This is a genomic window from Streptacidiphilus anmyonensis (assembly GCF_000787855.1).
In the GTDB taxonomy this organism is placed as follows: domain Bacteria; phylum Actinomycetota; class Actinomycetes; order Streptomycetales; family Streptomycetaceae; genus Streptacidiphilus; species Streptacidiphilus anmyonensis.
This window is the reverse complement of sequence record NZ_BBPQ01000109.1, coordinates 1-14349: the sequence shown is the minus strand read 5'-3', so window position 1 is coordinate 14349 and position 14349 is coordinate 1. Positions and strand designations below refer to the sequence as shown.

Here is a 14349-nt window from a genome sequence, read left to right as displayed (position 1 = left end):
GCGTACGCGGGGGTGCTCCCGCCGGCCTACCTGGACGAGCTGGACGCGACCGCCGCACCGGCCCGTCTCGCCGAGTACCTGCGCGACCTGCCGACCGGACGGCACTACCTGGTGGCCGAGCGGGACGGCCGGCTGGTCGGCTTCGTCGTCGCGGGGAGCGAGCGCCCCAGCGTCGAGTCGGCGCGCGGTGAGCGGGACGGCTTCGGCGAGGTGCACGCGCTCTACGTTCACCCGGACGCCTGGTTCACCGGCGCCGGGGCCGCCCTGCTGAGGACGGCGGCGGACCGGTTGGCGGTGGACGGGTTCCACACGCTGAGCCTGTGGGTCCTGGAACGGAACGCGCAGGCCCGTCGCTTCTACGAGCGCCACGGCTGGCAGGCGGACGGCGCCCGTGACGAGCTGCGGTTCGGCGGCGCGGTGGTGCAGGAGCTGCGTTACACCGCTCCGGCGCCGCTGCGGCCGGTCAGTGCGAGTGCGCTGCCGCGCCAGCGGCGTTTTCGCGCTGCAGTCTGATCGCGCGCTCCATCGCCTTGCGGGCCCGCGGGGTGTCACGGGCGTCGGCGTAGGCGACGGCGAGCCGGAACCAGCTGCGCCAGTCCTCCGGCGCTGCCTCCGTCTCGGCCTTGCGCCTGGCGAAGACCGCGTCGGCCGAGTCCCGGTCGATGCTGCCGCCCGGAGTGCGCGTCAGCTCGTCGACCGGCAGGCCGTTCTCTGCCTCCAGGATCCGGGAGAGCCGCTGACTGTCCCGGCCGAAGCGGTAGGTCTTCCAGACGAACCAGAGCGCGATGCCGACCAGCACCTCGGCGCAGACGCCGATGCCGATGCCGGCCCCGTTGCCGGTGGCCATCAGCTGACCGCCGGTCGCGGCCACCACGGCGAGGCCGAGCAGCAGAGCGATCGTGACGACGAAGTACAACACCCGGGCAACCACGGCTATGTCACTCGCCTTCGGCAAACAGGTAGTTCTCGAGCCCGAAGGTGAGACCGGGCGCGTCCACGACGTTGCGCACGCCGAGCAGGATGCCGGGCATGAACGAGCTGTGGTGCATCGAGTCGTGACGGATGGTCAACGTCTCCCCGACGCCGCCGAAGAGCACCTCCTGGTGCGCCAGCAGGCCGCGCAGGCGGATCGCGTGGACGGGGACGCCGTCCACGTCCGCGCCGCGCGCGCCCGGGAGGCCGTGCGTGGTCGGGTCCTCCTGCGGCGGCAGCCCGGCCTCGGCCCGGGCGGCGGCGATCAGCTGCGCGGTGCGGGTCGCGGTGCCGCTGGGCGCGTCGGCCTTCCTGGTGTGGTGCAGCTCGACGACCTCGACGGACTCGAAGAAGCGGGCCGCCTGCTGGGCGAAGCGCATGGTGAGGATCGCGCCGATGGAGAAGTTCGGGGCGATCAGCACGCCGGTGCCCGGCGAGGCCGCAAGCCACTCCCCCAGCCGGGCGAGGCGCTCCTCGTTCCAGCCGGTGGTGCCGACGACGGAGTGGATGCCCTGCGCGGTGCAGAACTCCAGGTTGCGCATCACCGCGTCCGGGTGGGTCAGCTCGACGGCGACCTGGGCGCCGGACTCGACCAGCGTCTCCAGCTTGTCGTCGCGGCCGATCGCGGCGACGAGCTCCATGTCCTCGGCGGCCTCGACGGCGCGAACGGCCTCCGAGCCGATCCGGCCCTTGGCCCCGATGACGGCGACCCGCAGCGGCGTGCTCATTGCAGTGGCTCCTAGCAGTTGAGGAATCTGGCCGGCTCAGGCCATGGCCTGGGCGAGGCGGTCGGCGCGCTTGCCTGCCACCGGTCCTATCACAGCAAGGGAAGGACGGAGCCCGCCGAGTACCTCGGTGGCCACCGCGCGGACGTCGTCCAGGGTCACCGCGGCGATCTTGCCGAGCAGCTCGTCGACGGAGAGGTGGCTGCCGTAGCAGAGCTCCGCCTTGCCGACGCGGGACATCAGCGAGCCGGTGTCCTCCATGCCGAGCACGGTCGAGCCGGACATCTGGCCGACGGCCCGCTTCAGCTCGTCCTCCGTGATGCCGTCGACGGCGACCTTCTCCAGCTCCTCGCGGCAGATCTTCAGGACCTCCTCGACCCGCTTGGGCTGGCAGCCGGCATAGATGCCGAAGAGCCCGGAGTCGGCGTAGGAGGAGGTGTAGGAGTAGACGGAGTAGGCGAGCCCGCGCTTCTCGCGGACCTCCTGGAACAGGCGCGAGCTCATCCCGCCGCCCAGGGCGGAGTTCAGCACGCCGAGCGCCCAGCGGCGGTCGTCGGTGCGGGCGAGCGCCGGCATGCCGAGGACCAGGTGCGCCTGCTCGGTCGCCCGGTCGAGGATGTCGACCTTCCCGGCGGTCTTCAGCGCGCGGCTGCCGTTGCGGGGCGCGGCCGGGAGGACGTCCTCACGGCCCAGCGCGCCGGCCTGCTCGAAGCAGCGCTGCACCTGCCGCACGACCTTGGCGTGGTCGACGTTGCCGGCGGCCGCGACGACGAGGTGCTCGGGCTTGTAGCGGCGGCGGTAGAAGCCGTGGACCTGGTCGCGGGTCAGGGCGTTGATGGTGTCGACGGTGCCCAGCACGGGCCGTCCCAGCGGGGACTCGCCGTACAGCGTCTTGGCGAAGAGGTCGTGGACGACGTCGCTCGGGTCGTCCTCGGTCATCGCGATCTCTTCGAGCACCACGTCGCGCTCGGTGTCGATGTCCTCCTGCCGGACCAGCGAGGAGGTCAGCATGTCGCTGACGACGTCGACGGCCAACGGCAGGTCGCGGTCGAGCACCCGCGCGTAGTAGCAGGTGTACTCCTTGGCGGTGAACGCGTTCATCTCGCCGCCGACCGCGTCGAGCGCGGAGGAGATGTCGAGCGCGGAGCGCGTCTTCGTGCCCTTGAAGAGCAGGTGCTCCAGGTAGTGCGTGGCGCCGTTCAGCACCGGCGTCTCGTCCCGCGAGCCGACGCCGACCCAGATCCCGAAGGCCGCGGAGCGGACGGTGGGCAGGGTCTCGGTGACGACGCGGAGGCCGCCGGGCAGGACCGTTCGTCGGACCGTTCCGGCGCCGTCGGTGCCCTTGAGCAGGGTCTTGGTCGTTCCGGGACGCTGGTCCTGGGCAGTGGGCTGCGGCACTGAGAAGTCCTTGGGATTGTTGCGCGAACGGGCCTGCGGCCCGGCTCCACCCTGACGGTGGAGCCGGGCCGCAGTGAGCAAGCTGCTGCTTACTTCTCGGCGTCGGTGGCGGCGTCCTCGGCCGCCTCCTCGCCCTCGATGACCGGGATCAGCGAGAGCTTGCCGCGCGGGTCGATCTCGGCGATCTCGACCTGGACCTTGGTGCCAACCGGCAGCACGTCCTCGACGTTCTCCACGCGCTTGCCACCGGCGAGCTTGCGGATCTGCGAGATGTGCAGCAGGCCGTCCTTGCCCGGCATGAGGGAGACGAACGCACCGAACGTCGTGGTCTTCACCACGGTGCCCAGGTAGCGCTCGCCGACCTCCGGCATGGTCGGGTTGGCGATCTGGTTGATCGTGTTGCGGGCCGCCTCGGCCGCCGGGCCGTCGGACGCGCCGATGTAGATCGTGCCGTCGTCCTCGATGGTGATCTCGGCGCCGGTGTCCTCCTGGATCTGGTTGATCATCTTGCCCTTGGGGCCGATGACCTCACCGATCTTGTCCACCGGGATCTTGATCGTGATGATGCGCGGCGCGTTCGGGGACATCTCGTCCGGAACGTCGATCGCCTCGTTCATCACGTCGAGGATGTGCAGACGCGCGTCGTGCGCCTGCTTCAGGGCCGCGCCCAGGACGGAGGCCGGGATGCCGTCGAGCTTCGTGTCCAGCTGGAGGGCCGTGACGAAGGTCTTGGTGCCGGCGACCTTGAAGTCCATGTCGCCGAAGGCGTCCTCGGCGCCGAGGATGTCGGTCAGCGCGACGTAGTGCGTCTCGCCGTCGACCTCCTGGGAGATCAGACCCATGGCGACACCGGCGACGGCGGCCTTCAGCGGCACACCGGCGTTCAGCAGCGACATGGTGGAGGCGCAGACCGAGCCCATGGACGTCGAGCCGTTGGAGCCCAGCGCCTCGGAGACCTGGCGGATCGCGTAGGGGAACTCCTCGCGCGTCGGCAGGACCGGGATCAGCGCACGCTCGGCGAGCGCGCCGTGACCGATCTCGCGGCGCTTGGGGGAGCCCACGCGGCCCGTCTCACCGACGGAGTACGGCGGGAAGTTGTAGTTGTGCATGTAGCGCTTGCGCGTCTCCGGGGAGAGCGTGTCGAGCTGCTGCTCCATGCGGAGCATGTTCAGCGTGGTGACACCCAGGATCTGGGTCTCGCCGCGCTCGAACAGGGCCGAGCCGTGGACGCGCGGGACGACCTCGACCTCGGCGGCCAGGGTGCGGATGTCCGTGATGCCACGGCCGTCGATGCGGACCTTCTCCTTGACGATGCGCTGGCGGACCAGCTTCTTCGTCAGCGCGCGGTACGCGGCGGAGATCTCCTTCTCGCGGCCCTCGAACTCCGGCAGGAGCTTCTCGACGGCGAGGTCCTTCACACGGTCCAGCTCGGCCTCGCGGGCCTGCTTGCCGGCGATGGTCAGCGCCTGGGCCAGCTCGTCCTTGACCGCGGCGGTCAGCGCCTCCAGGACGTCGTCCTGGTAGTCGAGGAAGACCGGGAACTCGGCGGTCGCCTTGGCGGCGTGCGCGGCGAGCTCGGCCTGCGCCCGGCACAGCTCCTTGATGAACGGCTTGGAGGCCTCGAGGCCCTCGGCCACGACCTCCTCGGTCGGCGCGGTGGCGCCGCCCTTGACCAGCTCGATGGTCTTGTCGGTGGCCTCGGCCTCGACCATCATGATCGCGACGTCGCCGTCCGGCAGGGCGCGGCCGGCCACGACCATGTCGAAGACGGCCTCCTCGAGCTCCTTGTGCGTCGGGAAGGCGACCCACTGGCCGCGGATCAGCGCGACGCGGACGCCGCCGATCGGGCCGGAGAAGGGCAGGCCCGCCAGCTGCGTGGAGGCGGAGGCGGCGTTGATGGCGACCACGTCGTACAGGTGGTCGGGGTTGAGCGCCATGACCGTCACGACGACCTGGATCTCGTTGCGCAGGCCCTTGACGAAGGACGGGCGCAGCGGGCGGTCGATCAGACGGCAGGTGAGGATCGCGTCCTCGGAGGGACGGCCCTCACGGCGGAAGAAGCTGCCGGGGATGCGCCCGGCGGCGTACATCCGCTCCTCGACGTCGACGGTCAGCGGGAAGAAGTCGAAGTGCTCCTTCGGCTGCTTCGACGCACTGGTCGCGGAGAGGACCATGGTGTCGTCGTCGAGGTAGGCGACCGCGGAGCCGGCGGCCTGCTTGGCGAGGCGGCCGGTCTCGAAGCGGATGGTGCGGGTGCCGAAGCTGCCGTTGTCGATGACGGCCACGGCCTCGTGCATGGTGTTGTCTTCCACCCGGAAGATCTCCTTCTTTTGTCCTCTAGGTGGAGCGCCCCCGCGCTTGTCCGTACGTCCTGCGGCCTGGACCTGGCCGGTCTTCGATCGAAGCTGCCGGCCGGAGCCCGCGTACCTACGCGCTGCTCCTCCGGCGGCCACTACCGAGGACCGGCGGCCTGGCTGCCGCTGGCTCGGATGCGTGTGGACGCTCCGCGTCCGGTGTCTCATCCCCGTGTGGGATGCGGCACCCTTTGTCCTTCACACCTTACGCACGGTCTCTTTCCCACGCGTGCCCAAGGCTCAACCACGCTCCCTTCGGCGGAGCCGAACGTGTGAGGAGCGGGGGCGGTGCGATACACCGAAGGGCGGCTCCCCCAGATCCCTGGGAGAGCCGCCCCCGAGTGGGTCGACTAGCGAGCGGTGCCCGCGGCGCCGCGGCGGATGCCGAGGCGGTCCACCAGGGTACGGAAGCGCTCGATGTCGGTCTTGGCCAGGTACTGCAGCAGGCGACGGCGCTGACCGACCAGGAGCAGCAGACCACGACGGGAGTGGTGGTCGTGCTTGTGGAACTTGAGGTGCTCGGTCAGGTCCGCGATGCGGCGGGACAGCAGCGCGATCTGGACCTCGGGAGAGCCGGTGTCGCCCTCCTTCTGACCGTACTCGGCGATGATCTGCTTCTTGATGCTCTGGTCGAGGGCCATGCCCACTCCTTCACGATCATGGTGCCGAGCGCCCCTGGTCTTCGTCACAGGGTCTGACGTACTCGGCGGAGGAACGCCGCGTGCATGATGCACGCACGATCCAGCGGTCAAGCCTACCAGGAGGGGGGTGGGCCCTCTGGCAGCCGGGATCAGCGCCCCGACTGTCGGAGGGCCCACCCCCTAGGAAGTCAAGCCCCGGACGGTGCCGTAGACGTCCAGGACCGCGAGGGCGATCGGGACGAGGGCGGCGAGGGTGAGGCCGTCGACGAGGTCGAGGATGCGGCCCCAGAACGGGGAGACGCCCTTCTTGGGCACGACCAGCGCGATGGAGACCAGGATCGCCGCGCCGGCCGCGATGCCGACCGCCGTCACCAGGGTGCGGATGTCGACGGCGGAGGTGTCGCGCATGTTCGTGAAGATGAACAGCGGCATGTGCAGCGCCAGGCCCACCACCAGCAGCGCAAGGCTGCCCAGGCCCGCGACCAGCAGGCACATCACCTGCGAGGTGTGGGTGAACAGGCGGGCCCGCAGCATCGTCGAGACGCCGAGGGTCAGCGCGAGCACCTCGGTCCAGGTGTTGTAGGTGAAGGCCAGCACCACGCTGCTGCCCAGCACGACGGCGGCGCAGCCGCCGACCATGCCGACGAGCAGCTCGTGGCCGCGGCGGGCCTGCGTCGCGATGCGGGTCAGGTCCAGGGCCGGACGGTTCTCGCTGTCCCCGCCGCGCGCCGAGGGGCGCTGCTGCTGGGGGGCGTGGAAGCCGACAGGCAGGCGCGCGAAGCGCGAGGACAGGGAGGGCAGGAAGCCCACCAGCCCGACCGCGACGACCGCGGCTCCCGCCGCGACCTCGCGGGCCGAGGCGTCGGTGAGGACGCCGACCAGCGTCGCGATCGTGCCGACACCGGAGACCAGCGCGGCGGCGACGAACGGCGCGTCGCCGTTCGGCAGCAGCGCCGCGAGCAGCGTCGCGGCGAGCAGCACGGCGATGCAGCCGACGAGGAACTGGATCCGTCCCGGCCCCTCCCCCTGCGCCGGGGCGACGACGCCCGTACCGCCGAGCATGGCCAGCGGCAGCGCGGCCATGCCGAGCGCGAGAGCCGCGCCCCGGTCCTCGTAGACGCGGGCGCGGGCGCCGGCCAGCGCGATCAGCACGACCGAGGCGAGGCCGGCGATCAGGCCGGGCAGCGAGTGCATGTCGTGCTGGAGGTCGGAGAACCACAGTGCGAAGGCCAGCAGGAGCAGGACGATCGCGCCGCCGATGAGGCCTGTACCGCGCATCAGCGCGGGGCCCCACTGGCTGCGGTCCTCCGCGACGCCGGAGGCGATGGCGTCCGCGACGTCGTCGAAGACGGCGGGCGCGAGCGACTCGGCGAACGGCCGCAGGCTCAGCAGGTCTCCGTCACGCACCTGTTGGGCCTGCAGCGGCAGGCTGCTGTCCAGGACGGTGCCGTCGCGTCGGACGAGGTGGAACCCGGTGGGCGCGCCCTCGGCCTGGGTCTGTCCGGAGAGCCGCAGTACCTCCGGATAGATGTCTGCGAGCGGGACGTCCTCGGGCAGAGCGACATCGATCCGACTGTCCGGCGCGACGACGGTGACCCGGCAGAACCCGGTCGTGGCGCTGGTGCTCACGTGGTGGCCTCCCCCATACCGTGGCTGACAGCGGTTCACCTTATACGGTGCGGACACTTGTCAGGGTCGCGGGGAGTAGCCGGACGCGACCCCTGGGACCCCGAGGCGATCGGTCGCCGGAGCGCCCGTCCTGAGACGGCGTCAGAATCACCTGCGCGACCGGCGGCAGTGCGCCGAGCTCGCGTGACACGGCGCAGATCGCCCGGGAGAGGGACGCCGGGGCGGGATGGGGTACGTCCGCCACGGGGGTGAATCCGTCGAGGGACTGGAGCGGCCGTCCGGCCTGACGCTGCATCCCGCCGACGACCCGTCACTCCTGGAAGCGGCGTCCGCGCACGCCTCGGTCACGTGCCGGGCAGCGGCGCGGACGGGCTGCGGGAACTCCGCCTGCTTCTGGTCTCGTTCGATCTCTTCTTCCCCGTGATCGAGCCATGACCGGTTCCCGATAGGATCGCCGCTTGCGGACAGCGGTGCCACGGGGGCGGCAGATTGCGCCCCCCTGCGGTCACCGGGGGACTAAAGAACGAGGCTGGTGCCGAGTTGAGCGTGGTGACCGTCAAGCGACCGCCGCGGGCTTACCCGCCGGCGGTGCCGAACGAGGAGCTCCATCTGGAGCCTCCGCCGGAGCTGCCCCGCGACGACGGGGGCTCCTGGTGGCAGTCCCTGCTGCCGATGCTGGCGACGGCCGGTTCCGCCGCGTTCTTCTTCATGCCCGGCGCGCAGACGATGATGAAGGTCATGGGCGGCATGATGGTCGCCTCGACGGTGGCCATGGCCGTCGCGCAGGTGAACCAGTCGCGCAAGGGCGGCGGCGGCACCGACGACGAGCGCGCGGACTACCTGAAGTACCTGGGCCAGCTGCGCCGCCAGGTGCGCAAGGTGGCGCAGCTTCAGCGCGACGCGCAGCTGTACACGCACCCCCAGCCGGACCAGCTCTGGTCCGTCGTGGCCGAGGGCCGCCGGCTGTGGGAGCGGCGGCCGATGGACGGCGACTTCGCGCAGGTACGCGTGGGCACCGGACCGCAGCAGCTGGCGTCCCGGATCGTCCCGCCGCAGACCGCGCCGGTCGACGACCTGGAGCCGCTGACGGCGGACGCGATGCGGTCGTTCATCAAGAGCCACAGCACGCTGCCCGACCTGCCGCTGGCCGTCTCGCTGCGCGCCTTCTACCACATGACCGTCTCCGGCGACCCGGACACCGTCTACGGGCAACTGCGCGCCGTGCTCTCGCAGCTGACCACGCTTCAGTCGCCGGACGACCTGGTCGTCGGCATCGCCTGCGCGCCCGGCGCGCTGCCGGAGTGGGAGTGGACCAAGTGGCTCCCGCACACCCAGCACCCGCGTGAGACCGACGGCGCCGGCTCGCTGCGCATGATCTGCACCTCGCTCGACGAGCTGGAGGAGCTGCTCGACGACGAGCTGGCCGGTCGTGCCCGGTTCCACCGCGACGCCCAGCCCGTGCCGGACCAGCCGCACATCGTGGTGATCCTCGACGGCGCCCAGATCGGCGCCGACTCGGTGCTGGCGAGCGGTGAGGGCCTCCAGGGCGTGACCGTCGTCGAGGTCGTGCTCGGCGAGACGGACGAGCAGCGCGGCCAGCTGGCGATCAGTGTGACGCCGAAGGAGATGACGCTGCGCTCCGCGTCCGGCGCCTCCTACAGCGGCGTGCCGGACACCGTGTCCGCCTGGCAGGCCGAGGCGCTGGCCCGTCAGCTCGCCCCGCTGCGCATCTCACAGGGCGGCGACGACGAGCCGCTGCTGGCGAACCTGGACTTCACCGACCTGATGGGCGTCGGCGACGCCGCCTCGGTGGACACCGCCCGCACCTGGCGTCCGCGACCGGTGCACGACCGGCTGCGCGTCCCCATCGGTCTGGGCGCCGGCGGCGAGCCGGTCGTCCTGGACCTGAAGGAGGCGGCACTCGAGGGCATGGGCCCGCACGGCCTGTGCGTCGGGGCCACCGGTTCGGGCAAGTCGGAGCTGCTGCGCACGCTGGTGCTGGGTCTGGCGCTGACGCACTCCTCGGAGACGCTGAACTTCGTTCTCGCCGACTTCAAGGGCGGCGCGACCTTCGCCGGCATGGCGGACATGCCGCACACCTCCGCGATCATCACCAACCTGGCGGAGGAGCTCACCCTCGTCGACCGCATGCGCGACTCGATCACCGGTGAGCTCAACCGCCGCCAGGAGCTGCTGCGCGCGGCCGGCAACTTCGCCAACATCCACGACTACGAGCGGGCGCGCGCGGCCGGTGCGCCGCTGGACCCGCTGCCCTCGCTGCTGCTGATCATCGACGAGTTCAGCGAGCTGCTGACGGCCAAGCCCGACTTCATCGACATGTTCATCCAGATCGGCCGCATCGGCCGTTCGCTGGGTGTGCACCTGCTGCTCGCCTCGCAGCGTCTGGAGGAGGGGAAGCTGCGCGGTCTGGACACCTACCTCTCCTACCGCATCGGTCTGCGCACCTTCTCCGCCGCCGAGTCCCGCGCGGCGCTGGGCGTCCCGGACGCCTACCACCTGCCGCCGGTGCCGGGTGTCGGCTACCTGAAGTTCGGCACCGACGTCATGGCGCAGTTCAAGGCCGCCTACGTGTCCGGCCCCTACCGGCCGGGCGGCGCGCAGCAGTCCTCGGGCGGAGTCCGGCGGGCGCGGCCGGTGCTGTTCACCGGCTCGCCGGTGGCGCTGCCGCTCCAGCCGCTGGAGGAGACGCCCGCCGTCGTCCAGCCGCCCCGGCAGGACGACGCGCTGGTGGACACCGTGCTCGACGTGATCGTCGACCGACTGGAGGGCCAGGGCCCGCCGGCGCACGAGGTGTGGCTGCCGCCGCTGAAGGAGGCGCCCTCCGTCGACCAGCTCTACGGCCGTCTCGCGGTCAGCGCCGAGCGCGGCCTGCACGCGCCGGACTACACCGCGCCGGGACGCCTGGTGGTCCCGGTCGGTCTGGTCGACAAGCCGTTCGAGCAGCGCCGCGACCTGATGTACGTGGACTTCTCCGGCGCGGCCGGCCACGGTCTGGTCGTCGGCGGTCCGCTGACGGGCAAGTCGACCCTGCTGCGGACCGCGATCACCTCGTTCGCGATGACGCACACCGCCGCCGAGGTGCAGTTCTACTGCCTCGACTTCGGCGGTGGCGGTCTGATCGGCATGCAGGGCCTGCCGCACGTCGGCGGCGTCGCGGGACGTCTGGACGGCGACAAGGTGCGCCGCATGATCTCCGAGGTCAGCGGGGTGCTGAACCGCCGCGAGGAGCTGTTCCGGGCGCAGCAGATCGACTCGGTCGCGACCTTCCGCAACCGCCGCAAGCAGGGCATGCTGCCGGACGAGCCGCACGGCGACGTCTTCCTGCTCATCGACGGCTGGCTGAGCTTCCGGCAGGAGTTCGAGGCGCTGGAGCCGCACGTCGCCGACATCGTGCAGCGCGGTCTGGCCTACGGCGTCCACGTGGTGGTCACCGCCAACCGCTACGGCGAGGTCCGCCCGGCGCTGAAGGACCTGCTCCAGACGCGTGTCGAGCTCAAGCTCGGTGACTCCATGGAGTCCGAGATCGACCGCAAGGTGGCCCAGAACGTGCCCGCGGGCGCGCCCGGCCGGGGTCTCACCGCCGACAAGCTGCACTTCCTGGCGGGTCTGCCGCGCCTGGACGGTTCCAGCACGGTCGAGGACCTCTCCGACGCGGTCGCCGCGATGGTGCAGGCCACCGCCGAGAACTGGCAGGGCCCCCGGGCCCCGCAGGTGCGCATGCTGCCGGAGCTGCTCCCCGTCGACCACCTGCCCAAGCCGTTCGAGACGGCCGATCTCGGCATCGCGATCGGTGTGGACGAGAACGCGCTCGCGCCGGTGTACCTCAACTTCGACACCGACCCGCACTTCATCGTCTTCGGTGACGGCGAGACCGGTAAGACGGCGCTGCTGCGTCTGCTGATCAAGGGCATCACCGAGCGGTACACGCCGGAGCAGGCGCTGATCGTGATCGGCGACTACCGCCGTTCGCTGCTGGGCACGGTCACCACTCCGCACCTGCTGGAGTACGCGGCGGCGCAGCCCGCCCTGCAGGCGTTCCTGGGCGATGTGAAGGGCTCGATGGAGCGCCGCATCCCGGGCAAGGACGTCACGCAGGAGCAGCTGCGCGACCGCAGCTGGTGGAGCGGCCCGGAGCTGTTCCTGGTCGTCGACGACTACGACCTGGTCGCCACCTCCACCGGCAACCCGCTGCAGCAGCTGCTGGAGGTGCTGCCGTTCGCCAAGGACGTCGGCCTGCACATCATCATCGCCCGCCGTTCGGGCGGCGCCGGGCGCGCGCTGTTCGAGCCGGTCATGCAGCGGCTCAAGGAGCTGGGCGCGCAGGGCATCGTCCTGTCCGGCGACCGCGACGAGGGCGTGCTGCTCGGCAACGTTCGCCCGCAGATCCTGCCGCCGGGCCGAGGCGTCCTGGTCACCCGCCGCCGGGGCTCGTTCACCGTGCAGACGGGGTGGCTGCCGCCCCAGTAGCCGTCGCAAAAGTTTCCACATTCCGGATCGTTATGCGGACGGTTTCGTCCGCAGACTGCTCAATCCGAAGCAGGCCGCGGGGCCGCTGAGTGCTTGGTCACTCGGCGGCCCCGTTGTCGTCGCCGGGTTCGCCGATCGCGAAGCCATGATCATAAATACTGGATGGCAATGATATGAAGGCTGTATTGCGCATCTATCTTTGAAGCAAAGGCGCAGTGTGACCGAGGACATAAAGGACAACTCGCTGACACGACTTCAGATCAGTTGTGCTAGCCGAATCCGGCAACGGAATCCGAAGCAAAACCGGCCTTGACGCGCCGTTAACGGCAGGGTTCCATGACTGAGCCGGGAGCGACTGACACGAGCATCAGCGAGGAACGCCAGGAGGCGATAGCGCTCCCCCAGCGACACCCTCTGTTGTGCGAGCCGGAACGGAACGCCCATGACCGACACCCTGCGCCGTCCCCAGGACGGCACAACGGCTGCCGCGCCCTCGATCGAGGCCGCGGAACCGCAGAAGCTCAAGCGTTCCATCGGCGTCGTCGGCGGCACTCTGCTGACACTGTCGTGTCTGACGCCGGCGTCCTCGCTCTTCGTGATCGTCCCGGCCTCCTTCGCGGCCCTCGGCACGGGCACCGCGCTCGCGCTGGCGATCGCGATCGTCCTCTGTATCGGCGTCGCCTGGTGCTACTCCGAGCTCGGCACGCTGGTCCCCAGCGCCGGCGGCGAGTACGCCATGGCCGGCCACACCGTCGGCCGGTTCACCGGCTGGCTCGCCTTCATCCAGGCGCTGCTGGTCGTCATGATCGTGCCCCCGGTGATCGCGCTCGGCACCTCGCAGTACCTCGCCCCCATCGTCCACGTCGACCCGAAGCTGATGGGCGCGATCGTCATGATCGCCGCGACCGTCATGGGTCTGCTGGACCTGCGGGCCAACGCCTGGATCACCGGCATCTTCCTGGTGCTGGAGGTCGTCGCCGCCAGCCTGGTCGCCGTCCTCGGCTTCGCGCACAGCAACCGCTCCGCCTCGGTACTGCTCCACCCGCAGCTGCCCGGCACGCACGGCGGCATCAGCCCCGTCACCTTCGGCACCCTCATCGCGGGCCTGGCCGCCGCGCTCTTCATCACCCAGGGCTTCTCCACCGCGGTCTACCTGGCCGAGGAGATGGAGCGCCCGCACCGCACCGTGCCGCGCACCGTGCTGTGGACGCTCGGCATCGGCTCCGCGGTCATCCTGATCCCGGTCATCGCGATCACGGTCGGCGCCCCGAGCCTGGACGCCCTGGCGGGCGGCGACATCTCCAGCATGGTCACCCAGTGGAGCAACTCCGCCGTCGGCACCTTCGTCAGCCTGGCCATCGCGCTCGCGATCATCAACGCGGCGATCGTCATGGTCATCCAGAACTCCCGCGTGCTGTACGCCTCCGCCCGTGACAAGGCCTGGCCGGAGCCGGTCAACCGCGCCTTCACCAGCCTCAGCAAGCGCTACGGCTCCCCGTGGATCTCGACCCTCGCAGTCGGCGTCCCCGGAGCGGTGCTGTGCTTCGTCAACCTGGACACCCTGAGCGCCGTCACCGGCGTCTCCGTCGCCCTGCTGTACGGCTGCGTCGCCGTCGCCGCGCTGGGCGCGCGCCGCGGCAAGCACAAGAACGCCAAGGCCTACCGCATGCCGCTGTGGCCGGCGGTGCCGGTCGCGCTGATCCTGGTCCTGATCTACGTGGTCACCCAGCAGAGCTTCACCGCCCTCTGGCTCACCGGCGGCATCACCGCCGCGGCGGCCCTGTACTGGGTCTTCTACCTCCGGCCCCGCCCGGAGACCCGCTGGATCATCACCATCCCCGAGGACGAGAAGGAAGCCCTCGAGGTCTGACAGCTCGCCGCACCCCACTCGGGCCCCCGCGCACCCCCGCGCGGGGGCCCGAGGCTTTCCGCTCCCGCAGGTCGTTGCACTCTCCAGGGGCGCGGAGGGCTGCACGACAAGCCACCGATGAGCGGACGGTCCTCCACGCACAGGGCCGTCCGCACGCCGTTGGTTGCTCGCGCCCACGCGGCGGAGCCGCAGATCGGCACCAGCCCCGCGCCCCTGAGGCTGTGCGACTGGCTCCCTGTGCGACTGGCTCCCTGCGCAGGAGTCGCGCCCTT

The 14349-nt window shown here is 70.9% G+C and carries 9 protein-coding genes; 3 read left to right on the top strand and 6 right to left on the bottom strand.

From position 1 onward, the window contains the following. Positions 1-513, top strand: a 513-nt coding sequence (locus TR50_RS43400) for a GNAT family N-acetyltransferase (RefSeq protein ID WP_052441856.1), incomplete at its 5' end; no start/stop codon positions are given. Here TR50_RS43400 and TR50_RS40345 read toward each other — a convergent pair. The 6 genes from TR50_RS40345 to eccD all read right to left on the bottom strand — a co-directional run bounded on the left by TR50_RS40345 (position 464) and on the right by eccD (position 7719). Further along, positions 464-919, bottom strand: a complete 456-nt coding sequence (locus TR50_RS40345) for a tetratricopeptide repeat protein (RefSeq protein WP_439654281.1) — start codon at positions 917-919, stop codon at positions 464-466. The genes TR50_RS43400 and TR50_RS40345 overlap by 50 nt on opposite strands. A 19-nt stretch (positions 920-938) precedes the next feature. Beyond that, complete coding sequence (gene dapB, locus TR50_RS40340; RefSeq protein WP_042434885.1) at positions 939-1700, bottom strand: 4-hydroxy-tetrahydrodipicolinate reductase; 762 nt, start codon at positions 1698-1700, stop codon at positions 939-941. Positions 1701-1736: 36 nt separating this feature from the next. After that, entirely contained in the window at positions 1737-3095 is a 1359-nt protein-coding gene (locus TR50_RS40335; RefSeq protein ID WP_042434882.1) for a M16 family metallopeptidase, read from the bottom strand. Between the two features lie 89 nt (positions 3096-3184). Further along, positions 3185-5392, bottom strand: coding sequence for a polyribonucleotide nucleotidyltransferase (locus tag TR50_RS40330; RefSeq protein WP_042434901.1), 2208 nt, complete (start codon positions 5390-5392; stop codon positions 3185-3187). A 407-nt stretch (positions 5393-5799) separates the two neighbouring features. After that, positions 5800-6090, bottom strand: coding sequence for a 30S ribosomal protein S15 (gene rpsO / locus TR50_RS40325; protein ID WP_042434878.1), 291 nt, complete (start codon positions 6088-6090; stop codon positions 5800-5802). Between the two features lie 180 nt (positions 6091-6270). Further along, entirely contained in the window at positions 6271-7719 is a 1449-nt protein-coding gene (eccD, locus tag TR50_RS40320; RefSeq protein WP_042434875.1) for a type VII secretion integral membrane protein EccD, read from the bottom strand. A 540-nt stretch (positions 7720-8259) separates the two neighbouring features. Here eccD and TR50_RS40315 point away from each other — a divergent pair. Beyond that, positions 8260-12207 carry a type VII secretion protein EccC gene (locus TR50_RS40315; RefSeq protein ID WP_042434873.1) on the top strand — a complete coding sequence of 1316 codons (3948 nt, stop codon included), beginning with the start codon at positions 8260-8262 and terminating at the stop codon, positions 12205-12207. Positions 12208-12649: 442 nt separating this feature from the next. Next, on the top strand, positions 12650-14077 hold the full coding sequence (locus TR50_RS40310; protein WP_042434870.1) for an APC family permease: 1428 nt from the start codon (positions 12650-12652) through the stop codon (positions 14075-14077). Positions 14078-14349 lie beyond the last annotated feature (272 nt).